19 protein-coding genes are annotated in these 24,448 nt (G+C 62.9%); 15 read left to right on the top strand and 4 right to left on the bottom strand.

Annotated features, from left to right (window positions below):
• Positions 1-250 precede the first annotated feature (250 nt).
• Positions 251-1,573, top strand: coding sequence for an MFS transporter (locus tag QTL98_RS22260; protein ID WP_445682338.1), 1,323 nt, complete (start codon positions 251-253; stop codon positions 1,571-1,573).
• Positions 1,574-1,927: 354 nt separating this feature from the next.
• Here the strand turns inward: QTL98_RS22260 and QTL98_RS22255 are convergent, their stop codons facing one another.
• On the bottom strand, positions 1,928-5,134 hold the full coding sequence (locus QTL98_RS22255) for an efflux RND transporter permease subunit (protein ID WP_445682337.1): 3,207 nt from the start codon (positions 5,132-5,134) through the stop codon (positions 1,928-1,930).
• The gene (locus QTL98_RS22250) at positions 5,131-6,294 is read right to left on the bottom strand and encodes an efflux RND transporter periplasmic adaptor subunit (protein ID WP_445682336.1); all 1,164 of its coding nucleotides are present in this window, start codon (positions 6,292-6,294) and stop codon (positions 5,131-5,133) included. Before QTL98_RS22250 ends, QTL98_RS22255 begins: the two co-directional genes overlap by 4 nt.
• 583 nt (positions 6,295-6,877) lie before the next feature.
• On the opposite strand from QTL98_RS22250, the gene QTL98_RS22245 reads away from it, so the two are divergent.
• From QTL98_RS22245 to QTL98_RS22180, 14 genes are all read left to right on the top strand, one after another.
• Positions 6,878-7,504 carry a cysteine hydrolase family protein gene (locus tag QTL98_RS22245; RefSeq protein WP_445682335.1) on the top strand — a complete coding sequence of 209 codons (627 nt, stop codon included), beginning with the start codon at positions 6,878-6,880 and terminating at the stop codon, positions 7,502-7,504.
• 372 nt (positions 7,505-7,876) lie between these two features.
• Entirely contained in the window at positions 7,877-8,461 is a 585-nt protein-coding gene (locus QTL98_RS22240) for a helix-turn-helix domain-containing protein (protein ID WP_445682334.1), read from the top strand.
• Between the two features lie 166 nt (positions 8,462-8,627).
• Complete coding sequence (locus QTL98_RS22235; RefSeq protein WP_445682333.1) at positions 8,628-9,392, top strand: SDR family oxidoreductase; 765 nt, start codon at positions 8,628-8,630, stop codon at positions 9,390-9,392.
• A gap of 170 nt (positions 9,393-9,562) precedes the next feature.
• Positions 9,563-10,738, top strand: a complete 1,176-nt coding sequence (locus QTL98_RS22230) for a MalY/PatB family protein (RefSeq protein WP_445682332.1) — start codon at positions 9,563-9,565, stop codon at positions 10,736-10,738.
• A 45-nt stretch (positions 10,739-10,783) separates the two neighbouring features.
• A complete protein-coding gene (locus QTL98_RS22225) occupies positions 10,784-11,506 on the top strand; it encodes a hypothetical protein (protein WP_445682331.1) in 723 nt (240 codons plus the stop codon).
• Between the two features lie 21 nt (positions 11,507-11,527).
• Complete coding sequence (locus QTL98_RS22220; RefSeq protein ID WP_445682330.1) at positions 11,528-12,688, top strand: nucleotidyltransferase domain-containing protein; 1,161 nt, start codon at positions 11,528-11,530, stop codon at positions 12,686-12,688.
• 151 nt (positions 12,689-12,839) lie between these two features.
• Complete coding sequence (locus tag QTL98_RS22215; protein WP_445682329.1) at positions 12,840-13,784, top strand: UDP-glucuronic acid decarboxylase family protein; 945 nt, start codon at positions 12,840-12,842, stop codon at positions 13,782-13,784.
• Between the two features lie 24 nt (positions 13,785-13,808).
• Positions 13,809-14,972 carry a glycosyltransferase gene (locus QTL98_RS22210; protein ID WP_445682328.1) on the top strand — a complete coding sequence of 388 codons (1,164 nt, stop codon included), beginning with the start codon at positions 13,809-13,811 and terminating at the stop codon, positions 14,970-14,972.
• 16 nt (positions 14,973-14,988) lie between these two features.
• Positions 14,989-16,317 (top strand): O-antigen ligase family protein, encoded by a 1,329-nt coding sequence (locus tag QTL98_RS22205; RefSeq protein ID WP_445682327.1) that lies wholly within the window; start codon positions 14,989-14,991, stop codon positions 16,315-16,317.
• A gap of 5 nt (positions 16,318-16,322) precedes the next feature.
• On the top strand, positions 16,323-18,395 hold the full coding sequence (locus QTL98_RS22200; RefSeq protein WP_445682326.1) for a glycosyltransferase: 2,073 nt from the start codon (positions 16,323-16,325) through the stop codon (positions 18,393-18,395).
• 5 nt (positions 18,396-18,400) lie between these two features.
• Positions 18,401-19,141: a class I SAM-dependent methyltransferase gene (locus QTL98_RS22195; RefSeq protein ID WP_445682325.1), complete on the top strand. Its 741-nt coding sequence runs from the start codon at positions 18,401-18,403 to the stop codon at positions 19,139-19,141.
• Positions 19,138-19,872 (top strand): polysaccharide deacetylase family protein, encoded by a 735-nt coding sequence (locus tag QTL98_RS22190; RefSeq protein WP_445682324.1) that lies wholly within the window; start codon positions 19,138-19,140, stop codon positions 19,870-19,872. The genes QTL98_RS22195 and QTL98_RS22190 overlap by 4 nt, the downstream gene beginning before the upstream one ends.
• Before the next feature lie 11 nt (positions 19,873-19,883).
• Entirely contained in the window at positions 19,884-21,041 is a 1,158-nt protein-coding gene (locus QTL98_RS22185; protein ID WP_445682323.1) for a glycosyltransferase, read from the top strand.
• A gap of 14 nt (positions 21,042-21,055) precedes the next feature.
• Positions 21,056-21,871: a WecB/TagA/CpsF family glycosyltransferase gene (locus tag QTL98_RS22180; protein WP_445682322.1), complete on the top strand. Its 816-nt coding sequence runs from the start codon at positions 21,056-21,058 to the stop codon at positions 21,869-21,871.
• On the opposite strand, the gene QTL98_RS22175 is transcribed toward QTL98_RS22180, so the two are convergent.
• Entirely contained in the window at positions 21,814-22,980 is a 1,167-nt protein-coding gene (locus tag QTL98_RS22175; protein WP_445682321.1) for a glycosyltransferase family 4 protein, read from the bottom strand. The genes QTL98_RS22180 and QTL98_RS22175 overlap by 58 nt on opposite strands.
• Positions 22,977-24,341 (bottom strand): O-antigen ligase family protein, encoded by a 1,365-nt coding sequence (locus QTL98_RS22170; protein WP_445682320.1) that lies wholly within the window; start codon positions 24,339-24,341, stop codon positions 22,977-22,979. The genes QTL98_RS22175 and QTL98_RS22170 overlap by 4 nt, the downstream gene beginning before the upstream one ends.
• Positions 24,342-24,448 lie beyond the last annotated feature (107 nt).

Raw genomic sequence — 24,448 nt, 5'->3', positions numbered from 1 at the left:
TTTACGACGATTTACCCTTGGGCGCCTATCGCCCGTGGTGCAGGCGTGGATAAAATGGGCATCGATACATCCAAGCGCCTACCGGTTTTTCCGGCGATTGCAGCAACTTACCTGTTTCTTGTGACAGCGAGTAGAGCCTCGCCGCCAGGAATCCTGACTGAAATCGGTTGCCGCATTCCTGCAGGTGCCGGTTTTTGCGAAAGCCATGCCCTTGTCCCTTTCATCCGTCTCCGCAGATAGCCTGTCTCCTATGCCTGTGGCCGGCCAGATCGCAGGCCGTCTCGACCGTCTCGGCCTTACCTCGCGGCATGTTCTCATCACGCTCATCTGCGCTTTCGGTTTCGGGTTCGATCTGCTGGAGGTGGCACTCGGCAATGCGCTTTCGGCGGTCTTCTCCGCCCCGCCCTCCGCCCTGCCACGCGGACAGCTGACGCTGTTGCTCTCTTCCGTCTATATCGGGGCCATCGTGGGCGCGCCGCTGATCGGCTGGCTTGCCGACCGGTATGGCCGCAAGCCGGCACTGGCGGGCATTCTCCTGTTTCTCGCGCTCAGTTCCGGGCTTGCCGGCCTCAGCCAGGATACCCGGCTGCTCATCCTGCTGCGCGGCCTTTCGGGTCTCGCCATCGGCGCTTACCCGCCGGTGATGATCGCCTACCTCACCGATATCCTGCCGCCGCGCTATCGTGGCAGTCTGGTGCTGCTGGCGGCCGGGTTCGCCTCGCTGGCGATGCCGCTTGCGCTTTTCCTGGTGCGCTGGTTGACGCCGCTTGCCCCGCTCGGGCTGGAAGCCTGGCGCTGGGGCTTTCTGGTTGGTGCGGCGGGCGCGGCGGTTATCGGTGTGCTCTGCGCCCTGCTGCCGGAATCGCCCCGCTGGCTCGCGGCGCGCGGGCGGAGAGAAAAGGCGCTTTTCCTGTGCGAGCAACTGGAGACTTCCACGACCTTGCTGCCGGCTGCTCCGGAGGCGGCAGAGGCCGCGCCACAATCGGTGGAACTATCGGCAGCGGAGGTCCGCAAGCGGTCCCTGCTGCTGGCCGGGCTTTATTTCTTCGCCCCATGGGCAACGGTGGGGTTCGTGCTGCTGAGCGGGGCAGTGCTGATTGAAAAGGGCTTCCGGCTTTCGGACACACTGCTTTATGTCGCCGTCGCTACCTTCGGGCCGACCATTGGCTCTGTGCTCGCCGCTTTCGTCGTCGACAAGGTGGAGCGGCGGACGGCGCTGGCCTTGTGCTGCGGGGGTATGGCGGTGCTCGCGATTGTCTATGCGCTGTGCGGCACGCCCTTCTGGCTGATGGCGGTCGGCACGCTCTTCAACATCCTGTCGGCGATCTATACACCGGCGCTGGTGATCTATGCCGCCGAGCTTTTCGGCACCGGTCGGCGGGCCCGGGTTACCTCCAGCGCCTGGGCCATCAACCGGCTGGCCTCGGCGCTGGTGCCGGTGCTTCTGTTGCCGGTGCTGCATCAGCAAGGAGTGCTCGCCATGTTCACCATCATCGCCGCTGCGCTGGTAATCAGCCTGCTTCTGGTGCTGGTGGTCGGCCCCAAGGGGCTGGCGGGCAAGGCGGTCAGCTAGCGTCGGTTCCTTCAGCGCGGTCACAAAAGAAAAGGCCGCCTTTCCCTTATGGCGGGGGAAAGGCGGCCATGGCACCGGCCCGGGGAGGGGGCGGGCAAGGGGCCGGTACCTTTTGCGCGCGTTTATCCGGGCTGGCAGGAAGGGGCCGGGATCGCGGGCTATCGGCGGGAGTGCCCGCCGGAGGGAAGAAATCCGGAAGGCAGGGCTGCCGATGACGGGCATCCTTGCATCCGGTGCGCGCCGCTGCTTGGAGGTCTCGGGCACGATTTGCATGATCGGGCTCCTCTCGCAGGATTAAAAAAGCCCCGCCGTTTCCGGCGGGGCTTTTCTGCAGGCTTGAGTGCTGCGGCAGGGTCAGTGGGCCGAGGGGGCCGCTGCCTCGCCGCCATGGCCATCCTGATGCCCGCCCTCATGCTCCGCTGCCTTGCGGCGATAGGGGAAGAGGGCGCGCAGCGCGGTGAAGAACACCGGCGTCAGGAACAGGCCGAAGAAGGTGACGCCCAGCATGCCGGAGAACACGGCGGTGCCGATCGACTGGCGCATCTCCGCACCCGGGCCCGTTGCCAGCATCAGCGGCACCACGCCGAGGATGAAGGCGAAGGCCGTCATCAGGATGGGGCGCAGGCGCAGGCGGCAGGCTTCCACCGCCGCCTCGATGGCCGACGCCCCGCGCTCCTCGGCCTGGCGGGCGAATTCCACGATGAGGATCGCGTTTTTTGCCGCAAGGCCGATCAGCACGATGAGGCCGATCTGGGTCAGGATGTTGTTGTCGAGCCCCCTGATGTGCACGCCGATAAGAGCGGAGAGCACACCCATCGGCACGATCAGCACGATGGCGAGCGGTAGCACCCAGCTTTCATACTGGGCCGCCAGCGCGAGGAACACGAACAGCACAGACAGTCCGAAGATGAAGGCGGCAGTATTGCCGGTTCCCTTTTCCTGGAAGGCGAGTTCGGTCCACTGGAAGGATGTGCCCTGCGGAAGGGTTTCCTTGGCCAGCTGTTCCATCTTGTCGAGCGCCTCTCCCGACGAGGTGCCGGGGGCGGCGTTGCCCTGCAGGGGCACCGATACATACATGTTGTAGCGCTGCACCAGCGTCGGACCCGTTACATCGCGGATGGTGACCAGCGTGCCCATCGGCACCAGCGCGCCGGTGGCCGAGCGCACCTTGAGGCGCAGGATGTCGTCCCGCTCAAGGCGATAGCCCTGGTCCGCCTGTGCCCGCACCTGGTAGACGCGGCCAAAGGCGTTGAAGTCGTTGACATAGGACGTGCCGAGATTGATCGACAGCGTGTCGAAGATGTTGGTGATCGGCACGTTCAGCATGCGTGCCTTGTCCCGGTCGATATCGAGATAAAGCTGCGGACTGCTGGCCGAGAAGGTGGTGAAGACGCCGGTGAGCCCCGGGGTCTGGTTGGCCTTGGCCATCATCTGGTAGGTGAGGGCCGTGATCTGGCGGACGTCAGAGGTGTTGAGGTCCTGCAACTGCATCTTGAAACCACCGGAATTACCGATACCGCGAATGGGCGGCGGCGGAATGGCGATGGTGAAGGCCTCCTGGATCGACTGCAGCTTGCCATAGATGGCGCCGATGATCTGGTTGGCGCTCTCCCCCTTCTTCAGCCGCTCTTCAAAGCTGGTGAAGGGGGTGAAGATGACGCCGGCATTGGGGGCGTTGGTAAAGGTGGCGCCCGAAAAGCCGGAGAAGGACACCGTGTTGGCGACGCCCGGAATGTCCGAGATCAGTTCGGCGGCGTGCTTGACCACCGCATCCGTGCGGGACAGCGCGGAGCCGTCAGGCAGCTGGATAACCACGATGGCATAGCCCTGATCCAGCGTCGGCACGAAGCCGCGCGGTGTGGTCTGGACCATGAAGACGGTGGCGTAGATGAGGCCGCAGAAGGCGACCAGCATCAGGATAAGCGCCAGCGTGTGGGAGATGATCTTGCGGATGATCCAGGCATAACCGGCGGCCATCGCATCGAAGCCGCGGTTGAAGCCATCGCCGAGAGCCCGGCCGAACCGCGCGAGGAAGAACCGGGATTTCGGTGCGTCATGCGCGCGGAAGAGCAGGGCCGCAAGGGCCGGGGAAAGCGTCAGGGAGTTGAAGGCGGAGATTGCCGTTGCCACCGAAATGGTGACGGCAAACTGGGTGTAGAACCGACCCGAAATGCCCGGGATGAAGGCCGTTGGCGCGAAGACCGCAATCAGCACCAGCGAGATGGCGACAACGGCCGTTCCCACCTCCGTCATGGTGGTGTGGGCGGCCCGCCGCGGGCTCTGACCGAGGGTGATGTTACGCTCGACATTCTCCACCACCACGATGGCGTCGTCGACGACGATACCAACGGCCAGCACGAGGCCGAAGAGGGTGAGCATGTTGAGCGACAGGCCGAAGGCGCTCATCAGGGCAAAACTGCCGATGAGCGAAACCGGGATGGCCACGATGGGGACGATTGCCGTGCGCCAGCTTTGCAGGAACACAATGATCACCACCACCACAAGCACGATGGCTTCGAAGATGGTCTTGTAGACCTCGTCGATGGACTGCGAAATGAACTCGGTCGGGTTATAGACGACCTTGTACTCGAGCCCTGGCGGGAAGTCCTGGCCCAGCTCCTTCATGGAACTGATGATCTGGTCGGCGGTTGCCAGCGCGTTGCTGCCCGGGCGCTGGAAGATGCCGAGAGCGACGGCCGGCTTGCCGTTCAGATAACTGTTGGTGACGTAGTCCTTCGCCCCCAGCTCGATGCGGGCAACATCCTGCAGCTGGATAAGGCGGCCATCCGTCGTCGATTTGACGATCACATAGCGGAACTGGCGTGGGTCGTCGAAGCGGCCTTGCGTGGTGACGGTGTACTGGAAGGCATTTTCGCCGGTGGTCGGCGGGGCGCCGATGGAGCCGCCGGAGACCTGGACGTTCTGCGCCCTGAGGGCATCGACCACGTCGCTCGCCGTCATGTTGTAGCCGGAGAGCTTGTCGGGATCGAGCCAGATGCGCAGCGAATATTCACGTTCGCCGAAAATCTGGATGTCGCCGACACCGTCAAGACGCGTCAGCACGTCCTTTACCCGGGTGCGGGCATAGTTGGAGACATAGAGCTGGTCATAGCTGTCGTCCGGCGAGAACATGTGCACGACCATCATCAGGTCGGGCGAGCTCTTGGTCGTGGTGACGCCAAGACGGCGCACTTCTTCCGGCAGGCGCGGTTCGGCAATGCCGACGCGGTTCTGTACCAGCACCTGCGCCTTGTCGAGGTCGGTGCCGAGCTTGAAGGTGATGGTCAGCGCCATGGCGCCGTCGCTGGTGGAGTAGGAGGACATGTAGAGCATGTCTTCCACCCCGTTCACTTCCTGCTCGATGGGAGTGGCGACGGTCTTGGCGACGGTTTCTGAGTCAGCGCCGGGATACTGCGCGCGCACCACGATGGTGGGCGGGGCAATTTCCGGATACTGGGCGACGGGAAGCTGCGTGTAGGCGATGCCGCCTACAATCAGCAGTACGATCGACAGCACCGATGCGAAGATCGGCCGGTCGACGAAGAAATGTGCAAATCTCATTGGGCACTCTCCGCGCCGGCAGCTTCCGGCGGCAGCGTGACGAGGGTGGGGGTCACGGTGACGCCCGGACGCACCCGCATCAGCCCGTTGACGACAAGGGTCTCGTCACCCTTGAGACCGCTGCGGATCACCCGGTAGCCATAAAGCTTGGGGCCGAGGCGCACGGGTTTGGCGCTGACCTTGTTGTCCCCGCCGACGACATAGACGATGCGGCGATCCTGATCGGCGGCAACGGCATCATCCGGCACCAGAACGCCCTGATAGGGCAGCGAACCGCGGATGTTGACGCGGCCGAAAAGGCCTGGCGTCAGAACGAGATCGGGGTTGGGCACGCGGGCGCGCAGACGCATGGTGCCGGTCTCGCGGTCGATGCGGTTTTCACCGAAATCGAGCTCGCCGGTTACCGGCGGTTCGGCCTTGTCGGCCAGCTGGATGGAAACCTTGATGCCGCCGGCACCTTGCTGAAGGCTGGTGCCGCTCTGCCGGGCATCGCGCGAATAGGCCAGGAACTCGCGTTCATCGACGTCGAAATAAAAATCGATCGGGTCGAGCGCGACGATGGTGGTGAGCTCGGTCTGATCGGCCTGCACGAGATTGCCGACCGAGAGCAGATGCCGGTCGATGCGCCCGTCAAAAGGAGCGCGGATCTCGGTGAATTCCAGATTGACCGCCGCATTCGCCGCCGCTGCCTCGGCGCCGCTGACATCGGCCTGGGCGGCCAGGAACTCACGCCGCCGGTCATCCAGCGTGGAAGCGGGGATGTTGCCGTTCTTCACCAGCGCTTCCGCGCGGTCCAGCTGCTGACTGGCAAACTTTACCCTGGTGCGGGCGACTTCAAGCTCGGCCTTTGCCTGGGTCAGGGCCAGCTGATAGGGGCGCTGGTCGATGGTAAAGAGCAGGTCGCCCTTTTTGACGATGGCGCCGTCGGTAAAATGGATCGCGTCCAGATAACCGCCGACACGGGCGCGGATGGAAACCTCGTCGACGGCCTCGAAACGGCCGATGAATTCGTCATCCTCCACCAGTTCGCGCACAACAGGCTTGGCGACGGTGACCGGCGGCGGGCCGGCCTGCGCAAGGGCGCCGCTGATCGGCAGCAGCAGGGTAGAGGCGGTGGCCAGCGCATAGAAGCCACGCCGGGCGGGTACGGTCAGTCTCATGATGGGCCCAGCCTTCCTTTCAGGGGACATACCCGCAGGTCCTGCGGCTGCTTGCTTTTCCGGCCGGTGGTTCCGGCCAGGGGTCGTTCTTTGTTATTTCCCGTTTTGCCGCCCCTCGCGGCGGAGGAAGATGACTTCCCGGGAGGTTCCAGGAACCTGGTTTTGAACGGTGAAGCCTAGCAGCCCGGATCAGGGGCTATTGATTGATGTTGCCCAATTCTCGCCAAAAACAAGTTCCGTTCCGGTGGCCTGCCGGGACGGTAACGCTGGCAGATGGTGCGGTGCAAAAATCCTGCAAGGGCAGCGTAAGTGAGTGAATTCACAGTATAATTTCGCGCCGATGCGTTTCGTAATGTGCGGGCCATGTGCCGCAACCGGGGCCAGCGCCTTGAAATATGGCGGTTTTGTGCCAGCTGCCGGGGGTGCCGGCCAGCCGGCTTTTTCAAACAAGCGCAGCATCGTTCAAAACGCGCCGGGGGTTGCCAAGCCATGCTCGCGGGCAACCGGATAAGGAAACATCGCGGGGCGAGCGGACGCCTCTTCGTGCTCCCGCCCCGATAGCCCTGCCGGACCGGAGAGCCTGATGCGCCGCCCATCCTATAACCGCGCCCGCACCGGCCTGCTGATCGTCGATCCCTACAAGGATTTTCTGTGCGAGGGCGGCAAGTTATGGCCACGTATCCGCGCCGTGGCGGAGGATGTGAACTTGCTGGCCAATCTCCGGCGGGTGCTGGCGGCGGCGCGCCTTGCCGGGGTCCAGGTCTTTTACGTGCCGCACCACCGCTGGCTCGAGGCGGATTACGATAACTGGAAATTCCCGACACCCTCGCAGCTGGCCACCGACCGGTCGCAGGCCTTTGCGACCGGTAGCTGGGGCGGGGAGTGGCACGCCGATCTTGCCCCGCAGGCATGCGATGTGGTGGTGCGCGAGCATTGGGGGCAAAACGGCTTCCTCGGCACCGATCTTGATTTCCAGCTGCGCCAGCGTGATGTCGAGAAGGTTATCCTCATCGGCATGCTGGCAAATACCTGCGTCGAGGCGACGGCCCGCCATGCGGCGGAACTGGGCTATCATGTCACCCTGGTGCGGGATGCAACGGCCGCCTTTGACGAGGCGGGCATGCATGCTGCCCATGAGGCCAGCGGGCCCTATTACGCCCATGCCATCATCTCGACCGATGATGTGGTGATGGCGCTGGAATTTGCCTGAGGCAATGAGTGGCTGGGGGGCGGCAAAAGGTGCGGCGTAAATTCCTGTAAAGCGCTTTGCATCCGATCGGTCATATTTATTAACGACCTGATTTTATTAATAAATAGGCAGTTTTTAAGGGAAGCCGCCGGGTGCCGTGCAGCGGTCTTTGGGCCGGGGTTGAACATTTCCATCGCGGTTTGGATTTTTGCCAACGCAGCGAGCGAAAATTTCCGTCGGCCGGAAACAAGATTTTACAGCCTTTTATTCGCCGGCCGGTCCGGTGCAGGTCATCCTCATCCTCGAACAGGGCCGAAACGGCGGCCTCACGGGAATGACAAGGCGAGGCGGCCAACAGCGCCAGCCGGCCTTGCAAACAACAGGTGACAGGCAATGTCGGCTTTGCAGGCTTTCAATGAAACCCGGGCGCCAGCCGGTTCCGCAGCCCCCCTCGACCAGAGCGGTATCGCCAGTGTCGTGGCCCGGCTGCTCGACAATGCGCGCGAGGCCTTCGACCGCGATCAGGATGTCGCCCGCAGCTGCCTTGCCGAAGCGGCGGCGCTGCTGGATGGCCGGCGCAGCATGCCGCCGGCAGCGGAGATTGCCCCGGCAAGGGGGGGGCTTGCCCCCTGGCAAGCGCGGCGGGTCGCCACCCATATCGACAAACATCTGGCATCGACTATCCGCATGAAGGACCTGACGGAGCTGACCGGGCTTTCCACCAGCTATTTCTCGCGTGCCTTCAAGGACAGTTTCGGCCGCTCGCCCTATGCCTATGTCATCCAGCGCCGCATGGAGCGGGCGCAGGAGATGATGCTGGCAAGCGATGAGCCGCTATGCCAGATCGCCCTTGCCTGCGGTCTTTCCGACCAGGCGCATTTCTCCCGTCTGTTCCGCCGCGAAATCGGCCTCAGCCCCAATATGTGGCGCCGCCAGCACCGGCGGGCTCCGGACCCCGAGCTGGCGCTGGCAGTATAAGCACCGGTATCTGTCCGGCCCGTTTTGCCTCACGAGCGGCACTTTATTCTCTCAACTTCCCCTATGCCTTGTCGCCGGCCATGCGCTATCACCCTTGGGGATTGCACATGGCCGGCCGGGCATTTGTGGCACTTGCTGCCACCGGCACGGGGAAGGAGTGAGAGGCATGGATTTCGGGATCAAGGGCAAGCGCGCGCTCGTTCTGGGCGCAAGCCGCGGGCTGGGCGGCGCTTCGGCGCGAGCGCTGGCGGCGGAAGGCGTGGAAGTGATTGCCGCCGCGCGCACCACCGATGCCATCGCGGCGCTTGGCAACAAGCTGATCCGGCCGCACGCCCTTGACCTCTCCAGCCCGGCTTCCGTCAGCGCGCTCATCGAGCAGGTGCTGGCCGACGGCGGCGTCGACATCCTTGTCAACAACAGCGGCGGCCCGAAACCCGGCCCTGCGCTCGGCCAGAACAAGGAAGGCTGGGTCAGCGCCTTTGAAACCATGGCGACCACGCTTTTTGCAATCACCGATGGGCTGGTGCCCGGCATGATCGAGCGCGGCTGGGGCCGGGTCATCACCATTGCCTCTTCCGGCGTGGAGCAGCCCATCGCGGGCCTTGCGCTTTCCAATGGCGTGCGCGGCGCGATTGCCGGCTGGTCCAAGACGCTCTCCGCCGAGGTGGCGCGCCACGGCGTGACCGTCAACATGGTGCTGCCGGGCCGCATCGATACCGACCGCGTGCGCGAACTGGATGAAGGCCGTGCCCAGCGCAGCGGCATGGAACTGGATGCCGTACAGCAGGCGGCCCGCAACGAGATCCCCGCCGGCCGCTATGGCCAGCCGGAAGAGTTCGGCGCCACGGTTGCCTTCCTCGCCAGCCAGCAGGCAAGCTACATTACCGGCTCGATGATCCGCGTTGATGGTGGCGCTACGCGCGGCCATTGAGCCAGACCAAATTCAAACCTCCCCTCCTGGGAGGGTGGGCCGAAGGCCCGGTGGGGGTAATGCGATTGCCGCCCGGCGCAGCCGGTGAAAATCCTGCCCTCATTACCCCCATCCGCCGCTGACGCGGCACCTTCCCCGCGCAGGGGGAAGGCACTTTGTTGAGATGAAACATGCCCTACGACAGCAAGACCCAGCCGGCTTACGATTTCGATACCGTGATTGACCGTCGCGGCACCGGCAGCGCCAAGTGGAACCGTTATCCCGGGGACGTGCTGCCGATGTGGGTGGCGGACATGGACCTGCCGGTGGCGCCGGAAATCATGGCGGCGATCGCCAGGCGGGCGGCCCATCCGGTGATGGGCTACGGCGTCACCTCTGCCGAACTGCGCGAGACGCTGGCGGCGGAGATGATGACCCGGTACGGCTGGGAAGTGTCGCCGGAAGCCATCACCCTGCTACCGTCGGTAACGCCCGGTTTCAGCATGCCGCTGAAGGCGTTTTCGGCGCTTGGCAAGAAGGGCGGGGCGGGCAAGGGCGTGCTGGTGCAGACGCCGATGTATCCGCCCATCCTGGCGGCAGCCGGCCACTGGAACCTCGAGCGCCACGATGTGCCGATGGTGGATGGCGGCGCGCGCTGGGAAATCGACCTTGACGCTTTCGGCAAGGCGGCCGGGAAGTCCGCGGCCTTCATCCTGTGCAACCCGCATAATCCCACCGGCCGCGTCTTCGGCCGCGAGGAGTTGCTGGCAATGGCGGAAAAATGCCTTGCCGCCGGCACGCTCATCATCGCCGACGAAGTGCATTGCGACCTGCTCTATGACGGCCGCCGCCATGTGCCGATGGCCTCGCTGAGCCCGGAGATTGCCGAGCGCACCATCACCATCATGGCTGCCAGCAAGACCTACAACATCGCCGGCCTCAAGACCGCCTTCGCCATCATCCCCAATGCCGAACTGCGCCGGGAATTCGAGGCCTCGCGCATGGGCCTTGTCGACAGCGTCAACGTCATCGGCCTCGATGCCACGCTGGCGGCCTACCGCCATGGCGGCCCGTGGCACAAGGCACTCATCCCCTATCTTCAGGCCAACCGCGACTATCTGGTGGACGCGGTGAAGACGCGCCTGCCCGGCATCAGCCTCAAGACGCCGGAAGCCACCTTCCTCGCCTGGCTCGACTGCTCCGCCCTTGGCCTTGCCGATGCCTATGCCCACTTCCTGGAGAAGGGCAAGGTCGGCTTCAACCCCGGCGCCGACTTTGCCGACAAGCGTTTCGTGCGCCTCAATTTCGGCTGCAGCCGAAAGACGCTGGAAGAGGGTATACGGCGGATGGAGACGGCGCTGGCCTGAGCCTGGCTTTTAAAAGTCGCAACATTCCGGGGGTGTGTGCCATCGATGAGCGACGTGACTTTCTTCGAGACTGATCTTTTCATCCCCGCTTACCGGTCGATCCGGCGCGGGGAATGGGAGATCCTCATCTCCGAACTGAATTTCGCCGGTGGGTACTGGAGTGACGCCGTCCTCGTGAGGAACATGGCGGGTCTTATCCGCGATGGCTCCACTTGGATGTCGATGACACCGATGGAAATAGAAAGCCAGGAGATCGGTGTGCGGCTTTCCCGTGGAGATGTGGTCATTCTCGGCATGGGAATGGGATGGGCCGCTGCTGTGACCGCGCTGCGGGATGAAGTGAGCAGCGTGACTGTTGTTGAGCTTGATGCGGATGTTCTCGCCCTGCATGAAGAACTCGATATTTTCAGTCAGTTGCCGGAGGCGGCGCGCCGGAAAATTTCTATAGTTCACGGGAGTGCCTTTTCCTATCGGCCGACCGGGCCGGTCGATTTTCTGATGGCCGACATCTGGTTACCGCTGCGCGGTGACAATCGGGTCGACGAAGTCAAGCGCATGCAGGAGAATATCGGGGCGCAGGCGATCTATTTCTGGGGACAGGAGCTGGAAATCGGTCGTCTTGCTGCTTTGGACGGCGAGATGCTGACCCCCGAAGGAATACAACGGATTGTTGAGCGGACGGGTCTGCCGCTGGTCGGGCTGGAATATCCCGCTTATGACCAGCTTTTATCGCGGGCCGTTGCGCGCCATCTACGCTCTCCTCAGTAGCCGATTTATGGTGAGCTTTCCTTGACCGCCCTTGCTCCCGAGTTCCGTTTTTTATGCCTTGCTGCGCGACGGACGCCGGCGCTGGAGCAGGCAGGCATGCTTGTCGAAATGGCATCGCAGGTCAGAGACTGGCAGGAAGTGGCCGCGGGTGCCGTGCGCCACCGCATCGTACCGCTGCTTCTCGCTGCGGCGGCACGGGACGGTGGGGGAGGCCTGCCTGCGAATGTTCATAAACACCTGATCCACCGTCATGAAAAGCAGGTCCGCGCGGCTCTTGCCCAGACCGCGGAGGTGGTGCGGTTGAATGCGCTTCTGTCAGGTGCGGGGATTGACGCGCTTTTCCTGAAAGGCGTGGTCCTTTCGCAACTGCTGTATGAGGATGTCTCGGTACGGGGTGTGGGAGACATCGACCTGCTGGTGGAGCCAGGAGACTTTTTGCGGGCCGAGGCGCTGCTGGTTGGGGGCGGCTATGTTACGGATGGCGTGGCGCAGCCGGACCAGCGTGAATTGTGCTTGAGGCATCCTGATAACGGGCAACTGATAGAGCTGCACCAACGTCTCAGCATCAACCCTGCCCGCCTCGATGTACCCTTCAGGAAACTATGGCAGGAGCGTCAGACGGTGCGGTTGGGATCGTCTGAGGTTCCAACGCTGCCGGCCCGTCTGCTGGCGCTCTATCTGGTGGCGCATGGCAGCGAGCATTGCTGGGAGCGGCTTTGCTGGGTGGCCGACATTGCCGGTTTGCTGACGGTGCCTGATGCCGCTGAGCGAATGCTTCTGGAAGCTCGTTCGGAGGGGCTGGAGAAAGCCATGCAGCTTGCGCTCCTGCTGGCGCATCACTGGCTTGGGCGTGCCCTGCCGCAGGGATTGCTGGAGGATATGCCCGCACAGGCTATGTATGGCCGCTTCGAGCGTCGGTTTTTCGGCGGCGATCGATGGCGGGAGGCCGCCGTTGTTGCCCGCAGGGCACCGCTGCGGCGGCGGATGTTGCGGCGCCATTTTCTTTATTCCCTGAAATCCGGCTGGTCCTATCGCCTCGCCGAACTGGCCGCCGACCTGAACGATCCTGTGCACCGTCACAGGGTGAAGTTGCCGCGAGGGTGGACCTGGGCCTATCCCCTCCTGCGGCCGTTCGGCCGGTTTTTCTGGCGTCCTCCATCGGCGCGACGCGGACGAAACTAGCTCCCCCGGAGGCGCGGCCAACCGGTTCCGATTTGCCGCCGAATGATCGTAACCTGTTATTAAGCTGTGGCGACGGATAACCCTCTGGTCGCCGTTGCCTTAAGTGCCGCTTCCGGCAACAGTGCACTTCCTCTACCCGTAAAGGCTCACAATGAAGCACGCGCGCACCAGGGTTCTTGTAACCGGCGGAGCCGGGTTTCTTGGCTCCCACCTGTGCGAACGCCTGCTGGCGGATGGCTGCGATGTCATCTGCGTGGATAATTTCTTCACCGGCTCGCGTGACAATATCGCTCATCTGCTGGGCAATCACCGGTTCGAAGTGATCCGTCACGATGTGACGCATCCGCTTTCGGTGGAGGTCGACCAGATTTACAACCTCGCCTGTCCTGCCTCGCCTATCCATTACCAGTTGAATCCCATACAGACGGTCAAGACGTCGGTTTTCGGGGCGCTCAACATGCTGGGGCTCGCGCGCCGTCTGAATGTCAGAATTCTTCAGGCCTCAACGTCGGAGGTATATGGCGATCCAACCGTCAGTACCCAGGCGGAAGAATATCGTGGCAACGTAAATCCTATCGGTCCCAGGGCCTGTTATGACGAAGGCAAGCGCTGCGCCGAGACCCTGTTCTTCGACTATCACCGGCAAGAAGGGGTGAAGATCAAGGTTGCGCGCATTTTCAATACCTATGGCCCCCGCATGCATCCCAATGACGGACGTGTCGTCTCGAACTTCATCCAGCAGGCAATGCGTAACGAGGCGATCACCCTTTATGGCGATGGCGGGCAGCGGCGCTCCTTCTGTTATGTGGATGATCTTATCGACGGGCTGGTTCGTCTCATGGACACGCCAGATGAAGTGACCGGCCCGGTCAATCTGGGAAATCCGCACGAAATCACCATCCGGGAGCTGGCGGGGCACGTTCAGTCCATGCTCGGGAGCAGTGCAGGCTTTCGCCATCTGCCTCTGCCAGAGGATGATCCGATGCAGCGCTGCCCCGATATTTCCAGAGCCCGCACGCTGCTTGACTGGTATCCGTCTGTCGATTTGCAAACTGGCCTCAGGCGTACGGTCAGCTATTTTGCCGGCTTGGCCTGAAATGTCGGACAAGGGGGAGCTGCTGTGACCGCCGAACAGGCGCCGCGCCGGCAGCTTGTGCTGTTCGTCATGGCGGCGCTCGAGGCATCGGGTGCAGAGAGCATGCTGCTGTCGCTTGCTCCGTTATTGCAGCGGGATGGAATAACCGGGGTAATCCTGTCCACTGGCGAGCGGGGGATTGGTTCTTACGCAGAAACGCTCGCTACCGCCGGTTATCGTATCGAGCATTTGCCTTTCTCGCGCTCACCAACCTTCATGTACGCCTTCTGGCGCTTGTGCCGCGATCTGCGGCCTTCGGCCGTACATATTCACTGCGAACGGGCTAATTTCTGGTTTGCGCTCGCTGCCCGGCTCGCCGCGCCCCACACCCGGATTGTGCGTACCGTCCATGCGGTTTTTGCGTTCAGCGGAGCGCTGCGATGGCGGCGGTGGCTGCAGCGCGCTGTGCTGCGGCAGCTCGTCGGCGTGGTGAGTGTTGCTCACAGCACGGCTGTCGAGCAGGTGGAAAAGCAGCGCTTCGGCAATCCCGTGCAGATCGTGCCCCCCTGGATCGACTTTCAGCGCTTCTCTCCAGTATCGGAAGAGGACCGGCAGGATGCCCGCGGCCGGTTTGGCATTTCCGGGGACGAGACTGTTTTGGCTGTGGTTGGCAGCTGCCAGCCGGTCAAAAATCACGACCTGCTCTTCGACGCGCTCGTCGATGGCGCACCAGAGGGACGGTATATCGTACTGCATGCTGGCACCGGCCCGTGCGAAGCCGATGAACGGAGACATGCCTCGATGCTAGGGCTTGACCCCAAAATAAGGTTTCTGGGGCAGGTCGGTGAGGTGCGCCAGGTACTGGCGGCAAGCGATCTCTTTGTTATGCCATCCGAAAGGGAAGGTTTTGGCCTTGCAGCGCTGGAAGCACTCGCATGCGGAGTGCCGGCACTGCTTTCCGCGGGCTCCGGCCTGGAGAGTTTCAGCCAGTTCGGACGTGCAGTCTCGTGGTGCCAGCCTGAACGGGCAGCGCTGGCCGGTCAGCTGCACCGCCTCCTGTCAATGCCGGGGCATCAACTCCGGGAGCTTGCCGATCAGGCGCCAGGCCTTGCCAGCAGGCTGTTCAGCGCGGAAAAAAGCTGGCAACGCCATAAGGAACTCTACGCCTTGCAGGGCAGTCAGGATATAAGCTGCTGCGTTGGGCCGTGATGCAGGAACGCAGTTGATGGAGCTGACAGGCAGCGATCTCGATGTGGTGGTCGCGTTATTCTTCGGTTGTGCAGCCGTCATCACCATATTCCTGGCGGTGGCGTCTCGCTGGCCGGGTATTTTTCTGGCGCTTCTGGTCAGTCTTGCCGAGCAGCATCTGGGGCTTGTTGCCTCCTACAGGCTTTCCGGTTTTGAAGCGACCGTCAGCGATTTCCTGTTCGGATCCTTGTTCGTAGCGGGCTTTGTCCGGCTTATCCATGCCGTAAGCTTCAGCAGCGCGCAGCGCCTCTGGCTGCTGTTTTCGGCACTGGCCATGCTTGCCTTCGCGCTAGGGGCCAGCCGTTACGGAGTCCATGCCGCAGGTCTCTATTTCAGGCCGATTTTCTATCTGCTCGCCGGAGGCTTCTACGCTCTTTCCTTTGAATGGAGCGAAGAAGATTTTTTTCGCGGCATGCGGCTTTGGGCGCTTGCCGCGGGATTGCTGGTTGGCGTCGCCCTGCTGCGCTGGTTTATGCCTAATGAAGGGTTCTGGAACCCTTCAGGGGAGGCGGTTTTTGGCGCATTGCTTTATCAGCGTGAGCGTGTGCTGCCTGCGGCAAGCAGCCTGTTATTATCCCAGGTGGCGATCGTCGGTATCTTCGGCTGGGCGCGCGGGCGCGCAGCGGGGGCGGAACGGCTATTGACAGTGTGTTGTCTTGCGATGGTGATCTTTCTTTTCCACCGCAGTGTCTGGGTGTCGACGATTGTCGCCCTCGCCGGCGTTACGCTTTACGCCCGGCGTGACATTGGCCGCCTAGGCGGGATTGCCGCTTTGCTGGTAGTGACACTGGCGGCGATCAGCCTGCTTGCCGCAGGCCTTGGCCACGATCTGATTGCCTCGCCGGTTGCATCTGCGGTGGAGGAGGCCGTTTCCGACAACAGTACCATCGACTGGCGCATCCAGGGGTGGCGCTATCTGCTTCAGCGCGCGCTCGCCTCCGGACCCGTCAACGTGCTGTTCGGGAGCGGGTATGGTTCCGGCTATGAGCGTCTGATCAACAACCAGGTCGTGATCGTCTCGCCGCACAATGCTTATCTGGAGATGTTTCTGAACGCGGGCGTTGCTGGAGCGGCCACCTGGATTCTCTACCATTGGCGCACGTTCTGGAATCTTCTGGCGTCAGTGCGTCAGGTGGCAGGCGACGATGTTGAGGCCGCCCTGGCCCTGATCGTATCGCTCCTCATTTATAACATTCCCTATTCGCCGGGTTACGAGCAGGGGATCATGCTTGGGATGCTCGGCGGGGTGGCGCTCGCCGCACGGCAACGTAGTACACAACCTGTACTCACCTTGGCTCCGGGGTAAGCATTGTGCGCATTGCTGCCGTTCTTGCGAGCCATAACCGGCGCGAACTGACCGTCGCCTGCATCGGTTGCTTTATAAGGAGTGCCGCAGCGGCGGATGTTGCCTTCGACATCGTTCTCGCCGACAGCGCCAGCACCGACGGTACTGTGGCCGCCGTTCGCGAATTCTATCCGCAAACCCGCATTCTCGAACTTTCTTCCGCGTTCTGGTGGGCCGGAGCCATGCGGGAGGCGATTGCTGTCGCCGATGATGGCGTTGCCGATTTTCTTCTCTGGCTCAACGACGATGTGATGCTCGAAGAAGGCGCCGTCGCCGAGTTGCTGGATGCGCATTCGAATGCCCTGGTGCGCAATGGCAAACAGTCAGTTATCGTCGGTGCCGTCATCGACCCCGTCAGTGGGGCTGTGACCTATAGCGGCCAGAAGCGGGAAGGGGAGCACCCTCTGCGGCTGGTCCGGCTTCATCCCGATGGAGCCTTGCAGGCCTGCGATACCTTCAATGGCAATGTCGTACTCGTACCAACACGGGTCTCCCGGTCTCTCGGCGGAATAGACGCCCTGTTCGAGGCTGTACAGGGTATGGCGGATACCGATTTCGGCTATCGCGCCAAAGCTGCCGGCTTTGATGTCTGGCTCGCCCCGAGGCCCATCGGTCGTTGTGCTTCGAACACCGCGGTCGCGCCCTGGCGCGATGGCCGGATTTCATTCGCGCGCCGTCTGGCGGCCATTGGCGGCCCGCGCGGTTACCCCTGGCGGGCATGGTCGGGCCTTTTGCGCCGGTATGGCGGCAAACTCTGGTGGTACTGGACGCTGCGCACCTATTTGAGGTGCCTTGGCGAGAGCCTCGTTCCGCTGGAGCCGGAACCTCCCCGGAGGCCGAGGGTGGCATTTGTCGAAGGCCTGCTGCCAGCTTACCGGATCGGACTCTTCAAGGCTCTGGAATCCCGGGCGGCGCTCGATTTCGATATCTATTTCGGCGCAGGTCTCGGGCAGCAGACCCCGCGCTCGATCCCGGCGGGGACGCTGGGAGCGTTTGCTCATCCCCGGACCAACCGCTTCTGGCCGTGGGGCAAGGGGCGGATTGCGTGGTCGGGGGGAAGTCTCCAAGCTCTGCTGGGTCGTTATCAGGCGGTCATCGGCAGCTTTCATACTCATGATCTGGGAATGTGGCTGCTGTGGATCACGCGCAAGCTTGCCGGGCGGCCGCGTCTTCTCCTCAGCGGACATTTTCGTCTCGACAGCGAGGAAGAAACCCTGGCGCAGGGAGCGTTGTCCCGTCTTCATCTGCGGTTTCGCCGGCGTGCCCGCATCCTGATGGCGCGAGGGGCGGACGCCGTGCTGCCCTATACGGAGGAAGGACGCCGGTCCTGCCTGAAACATGGTGTGGCGCCTGAGGCCATTTTCGTAACCCACAATACGCTTGATGTGGCCGCCTGCATGCGGGCGGCGGCGGCTTTGTCGCTGGACGAGGTCGAGCAGGTGCGCCGGCAGCACGGGATCGTCGCCGACAGGGTTTTTCTCTTCGTTGGCCGCCTTTATCAGGAAAAGCGGCTGGATATTGCGCTCGAAGCGATCGCGCGGTTGCGGACAGAAGGCCATGACTGCCAGATGGTAATCGTCGGCGACGGACCGCAGGAGAGTGCCCTTCGCGCCCTCCCCGGGGCGGGCGGCGCCGTCTTCGTGCCCCCGCTTTTTACCGAACCTGAACTGGCGCCCTTTTTTTCGATGGCAACGGCCCAGGTGCAGCCGGATTCAGCTGGCCTGGCTGTCGTTCACAGCTTTGCCTATGGCGTTCCGGTTGTTATCTGTCCGGGCGCTTATCACGGGCCGGAAATTGCGTATTTGCGCCATGACCACAATGGATTGGTCGCGGTGTCCCTCAATGGCGATGCCCTTGCCGATTGTCTCAGGCCGTTGATGACGCAAGAGGGGCTGGCCCGGCGTCTTTCGCAGGCGGCGACGATGGCGGCCACCGGCCTCACACTGGAAAAAAGTGTCGAAGCCATTCTTGATGCCGTGCGTCACACCCTCCCGGGTTCTGCCAGTGATGGTATCCCGGCAAAGGTGAGGGAGGGATAGCGCCCGTGTCCCTGCTGGTAGCAGCCTATCGTCTTGCGCAGGATGTTCTCATCCCGGAACGCTTCAGTGTGCGGCGCTTTCTTCGTGCTGCTGTCTCCGTACGCAGGACGACGAGCCCTGCGATGGGCATTGACGTCGGCGCCGGAACCGGTCCTTACCGGCGCGAATTGACGGCGCTGGCCGGTGGGGCTCCGGTCCTCAATCTGGATATTGTCCATCGGGACACAACCGATCTGGTGGCAGACGCTGCCGCCTTGCCGCTGGCAGGCGGCAGCGCCGGTCTCATCAGCCTGTTTCATGTGCTGCAGCACGTAATAAAACCAGCCGACGTATTGGGCGAAGCCGCTCGCGTTGCACTACCGGAAGGGCTGTTGATCGTCGATTTTCCCTTCATGACCTGTGAAGGGCGCTCCAGTGATCTGCGCCGATGGACCATGGCCGGCATGCAGGGCGAGGTGGAGCAGGCCGGGTTCGAGGTGGTGGAGGCAACCCGCCTTGGCGGCTTTTTCTTTTTGTTGACCTCGACCTTATCGGATTTGCCGGGCCGGTTGCTGGTACGGCACGCCAGGGGCTGGCAAGCCGGTCGTGGCCCTATGGCGTCTGCTGCCCTGTTGCTGGCCTTTGCTCTGGCGGTCCCCTTTCATTTGCTGGGCTTTCTCGCGCTCGGCCTCGATCACCTGCTGCCTGCTTCTCCTTACTATGCTGGCGGGCTCGTGCTTGCCCGCAAGAAGGCCGGACACGGATGAGGGCCATTACACTCTCCTTCGACGACGGCCATCCTGCCGACATCAAGGTCGCGGAGTATCTTGCCCGGCATGGCTTGACCGCGACGTTCTACGTGCCGGTCCGCAACAGCGAGGGGCGGCCTGTAGTTGATGCGGCGCAATTGCGCTCGCTGGCTTCGGCTGGTTTCGAGATCGGCGGACACACGCTTGATCATCTGCGCCTGACTGCTTTGGATGAGAGCGAGGCACGGCGGCAGGTTGCCGATGGAAAGGCAGCCCTTGAGGACATGCTGGGTTCTGAGGTCCGCGGATTTGCCTATCCGGGTGGGCGCGGGGGGAGCCGGGAGCGGGCCATGGTCAAGGCGGCGGGGTTCAGCTTCGCCCGGACCACCCAGATGTTCCGCCTCGACCGGAATACCTCATCCTACCGGCTGCCCACGACGGTCCAGTTCTACCCGCATCGCCTGCCGGCGCTGCTCCGGAACTGGTTGCGGCAAGGTGGCGGTGCGCGTCGGCTAGGTCTTGCGCTGGCATGCAGCCGGCAGTGCTCTGTGCAAGAGGCCGTCGGGTATCCCCTGTCTCGCCTGACGGAGGGGCAGGTGCTGCACATCTGGGGACATGGCTGGGAAATCGACCAGCTGGGTCTTTGGCCGGAATTCGACAAGACTCTCGGCATGCTGGCCGGAGCACAGGCGAGCTGTGTGGCAAATGGTTCGCTGGTGCTGGCAGATGCTGCCGGCACCCCGGTTTAAGGGCCGGCAGCATGCGGATCCTGATCATTCATGAAAGGTATCAGCAGCGCGGCGGTGAAGATGAGGCGGTTGATGCCGACATTGCCTTCATGGCAGCGCATGGCTTCGATGTCGGGACGCTGATCAAGGATAACGCCGAAATAGGGCCGAAGCCCGGCCTTGCGCTGGCGGCGGCGACCGTGTGGTCGCGTCAGGGGTACAGACTGGCGGCTGACGCCATCCGGAGATTTCAGCCGGATATCGTCCATGTTCATAACAGTTTCCCGCTGTTCTCGCCGTCCGTCATCCACGCCGCGCGGGCAGCAGGCGTGCCGGTCGTCCAGACGCTTCACAACTACCGCCTGCTCTGTGTGAACGGATTGCTGCTGAGGGCCGGGCACGCCTGTGAACGCTGCGTTGGCCAACCATTTGCCTGGCCCGGCGTCGTTCATGGATGTTACCGTGGATCAAGGCCGGCGTCGGCTGCGGTAGCCGCCATGGCGGCGTCACACCGGCTTCTCGGTACCTGGAGCCGGAAGGTTTCGTCCTTTATTGCGCTCAGCGAATTCGCCGCCGCCAGATTTCGGGCGGCGGGGCTGCCGCCAGACCGGCTGGAGGTTATTCCCAATCCGGTCGACGCGCCCACGTCAGTTGGCAGCAAGGGGGCCGGCAGCGGAGCCCTTTATGTCGGGCGACTGAGCCCGGAAAAGGGTGTGCGGGAGCTTCTGGAACTCTGGCGGCATATCGAGGTGCCACTGCAAATCGTCGGCGACGGTCCTCTGGAAGCTGAGTTAAAGGCGACCGCCCCCGGACATGTAAGTTTTCTGGGCCGTTTGCCGCGGGAGGCGGTGGCATCCGCCATGGCCGCGGCGAACTTTCTCGTGTTTCCCTCGCTTTGTTTCGAAAACCTGCCGCTGGCGATCTGCGAGGCCATGGCGCATGGGTTGCCCGTGATCGCCGCTTCCGGAGGGGCGGCAGGAGAGATGGTCGAGCACGGGCGCTCTGGATATGTTTTGTCCATCGCCGACAGGGCCGGCTGGCGGGCTGCAGCGACCACGCTGTTTTCCGACAAGGTGCTGCAAAGTTCTTTTGCGACCAACGCCCGGCGCCTTTACGAGAAGGCCTACGCGCCGGCTGAAATTCTGGGGCGCAGAAATGCACTTTACGACCGTTTGATGCGGCGACGGTGAGGAGCCGGGACAAGATGCCGGTGGAGACATCTACGATTGGGGAGCGCCGGGTAAGTGTCCTCGGTGTGCCAGTCGATCCGTGGTCGATCGAGGATGGGGTGGAGCTTGCCTGCGCCATCATAGCCGAAGGGCAGCGGGGCTATATCTGCCATCTGGATGCACGCAGCATTATTGCGGCGCGGCGCGATGCTGCCGTGCAAGCGGCCGTGCGGTCGGCTCTGATTGCCGGTCCTGATGGTATGCCGGTCGTCTGGCTTGCCCGGCGTAAGAGTGCATTCGGCGCTTCCCGGTTCTATGGGCCTGATTTCATGAACGCAATGCTGGAACAATCCGGACGGCCGGAACATCCACCTCTTCGGCATGTGCTTTTCGGATCGACCCCGGCTGTGCTGGCCCGGCTGGAAAATGAACTTGCCCGACGTTATCCCCTGGCCATGATCGTGGGCGCTTTCAGCCCCGGTCAGGGACCGTGGTCGGATGAGGAGGAAAGAGATCAGTGCGCGCGGATCGACGCGTGCAAGGCCGATATCGTCTGGGTAGGGCTGGGGGCGCCAAAACAGGAGCTCTGGATGGCCCGCAATCGCCACCGGCTGCAGGCTGCGCTGCTGGTTGGGGTCGGGGCGGCGTTCGATTTTCTCTCTGGCTCCAAGCCCCAGGCTCCGCTCTGGATGCAGCGGCACGGGCTTGAATGGATCTTCCGTTTGGCGAGTGAGCCGCGGCGTCTGGCGGGACGCTATGCCGTGACGGTGCCGACTTTTCTCGTACTGGCCGCCTATATCGAGTTTTTACGCCCGCTGGTGGCGAGGATCCGCTCGAACTCTGCACTATAGGCCTCGGCCACCTGGGCGGATGAAAAGCTGGATACTACCCGGGCCCGGGCATTTGCAGACAGCCGGGAGCGGAGCGCTTCGTCTCCCAGAAGCCGGATGGCCGCGTCTGCGATAGTGCCAGGCTCATCGATATCGCAGAGGTAGCCTGCATCGCCGACAAGCCATGGAATGGCGCCGGAGCGGTGGCCACCGATCACCGGAAGGCCGGCGGCCAGGGCTTCCAGCACCGCCTGACCGAACGACTCCTCCCGGGAGGGGTGAAGCAGCAGATGAGCCGAGTGCAGTAGTTCCCGGACCGCAAGATTGGGCAGAGGTCCCAGAAACTCGACACCGGCAGTCAGTCTGTGGGTCTGAGCCCAAGTCTCGGCCTTTCCGCCCTGCTGATGCTCGTCGCCAACCAGAAGCAGCCGGGCCTGCGGCAGGCTCTTCCTTACCGCTGCGAATGCCCGGAGGGCTGTACTGGTGTTCTTGAGGCGAGTGAAGCCGTTGGCGATTACCAGCATCGTCGGGCAGGTACTTGCCTGACGGCTGGCTGCCGCCGACGGTTCGGCAAGAGTGGTTGCCTGGCCAACAACGGCGCAGGGCTTGCCGGTGGCGAGGACAACCTTCTGGGCGATGTAGGGCGAAGGGGCCAGGAAATGCGAAGCCTGCCGCAAAACCCGTCGGAAGAGCAGGAGGCGACCCAGCCGGTAGGCATCGGGTTTGAGACGCAGCACGGCCGGAGCCCAGTCATTGATCGTGACGCTTGTGGGAAGCCCTGAATGAAGGGCGCCCAGAGCGTATTCATAAGCCCAGTGCGCGCTGACGATATCAGCCGGTTGGCGCCGGATGAGCGCTTCAACGGTTCGTCGTTCCGCCGCCATCAGATCCCGCATTCGATGACGTCGCCGGAACGCGCCGACGTGGATATCGAGATCAGGACCTCCCAGGTGAAGAGGCTCTTCCACAGCGAAATCGAGCGTATAGAGAATAACCTGATGTCCCTGCGCCAGTAATCCGCGCACGAGATGGGCAACGGGGGCCGAACCGAGGCCCGGCACCGGTGGGGGTGTTTCCAGCCGGTCTGCCAGAAGTGTCAGATCGCACGGGGCCGCGATGCCGATTTTCACAATCTTTCGTCCGCCGGCTGCTTGCGTTTTTGGCGGGTAGAGAAGGATTGGGCAAACCCGGCGCCGAGAAGGCTGAGCCAGATAACGGATATCGCCGGGATCTGCAGGCTGAAATCGACAAAGGCATGGGCGATGACCAGAGCAGATGTCGAGAGCGCAACCACCGGGAAAATACGGGCCCGCCGCCGCTCCAGCACACCGCGGCCGGTGCGGATAATCAACAGGGCGGCAGCGGCGAACACAGCCAGCGCGGCGGGAATACCCAACTCGAGCAGCAGTTCAAGGTATGTATTGTGCGCCTCGCCCCATACTTGGTTGACGGTAACGGGCCGGTTCTGGGCAAAAACCACCGGAAAGCTGCCGAGCCCGTAGCCCAGCAGCGGACGTTCTGTGATGAGCCGCAGAACGGTGTCATAGATGCGCACCCTGTCCTGCGAATCCGTCATCCCGATCTGGCCGGCAATCAGATACCAGCAGCCTGCCACGATAAACAACGTGAAGGCAGCGCCACACCAGAGCAGCAATCGCGGGCGCTTTTCCGGACTACGGCTGACAATGAAGATTCCAGCCACGAGAACGGCAGAGCCAACGATCGTTGCCAGCAATCCGCCGCGTGAACCCGAGCCCAGCAGGGCAAGAAAACAGATTGTGGCGGCAGCCAGATAAGGTAACGCCGGCCGGGCGCGACGGTTGGCAAACAGGCGCCAACCCAGGGGTTCGCCCCGCAGGCGGCGCATGAAAAGTGCCATGCAGCACAGCATGCTGATGCCGGCAAAGGTGGCAAAGTGGTTCTTGTTTACGAAGGTGCTGGTTACGTCGCCGGCATAGGCCCATTTCTCCATGCCCAGAATGCTCTGGCTGCCGGTGAGCCAGATCGCTAGGCCGTAAAGGCTGTAGAGCGTGCCGGCGATGGCGATGACGTTGAGCAGTGATGCGGCGCGCCGTGCCGATTGGCAATGCTGGTAGGCCAGCCAGAAAACGCCGGCATAGAGTGCCCATCGGAAAAGCGTACCGAAGGCGGCATACGGGTCCGCCGCGATAACCGGGACAACCGCCTCATCCGGCAGGCTCGTCGCGGTCATGTGCCATATCGGATAAGACCAGTCCCCCGAAACGGGAATGTATGCCTGGAAAATACCCCACAGAAAGGCGGCCAGCAGCAAGAGTCCGGGTGCAAGCAAGGACCGGTGGACTTTCGGCTTCCAGTCAGCGTCCGAAGCGGAGGCAAATGGCCACAGCAGGAGCAGGAGGCCAATGATGATGCCGAAGGCCGTCCATGCCAGCGGCCGGTTGAGACCGAGCGGCAGCGGGGCCAGCGCCAGAGCGACCGCCAGAAGCCAGAAATGGGCCCGTCTCAACATCTTGTATCATCTGCCAGCTGTTGCCGTATGTTCCTGCGATAGAGCAAAGTGCGCCGCCAGCACAAGGTGAATGACGTGCCGGCGCGGGGGGAGGCCGGGGCCGGTTG

The organism is Radicibacter daui (assembly GCA_030657355.1).
GTDB classification, from domain to species: Bacteria; Pseudomonadota; Alphaproteobacteria; order Radicibacterales; family Radicibacteraceae; genus Radicibacter; species Radicibacter daui.
Note: the sequence above shows the minus strand (reverse complement) of the source record. Positions and strands in the feature narration are given on the sequence as shown.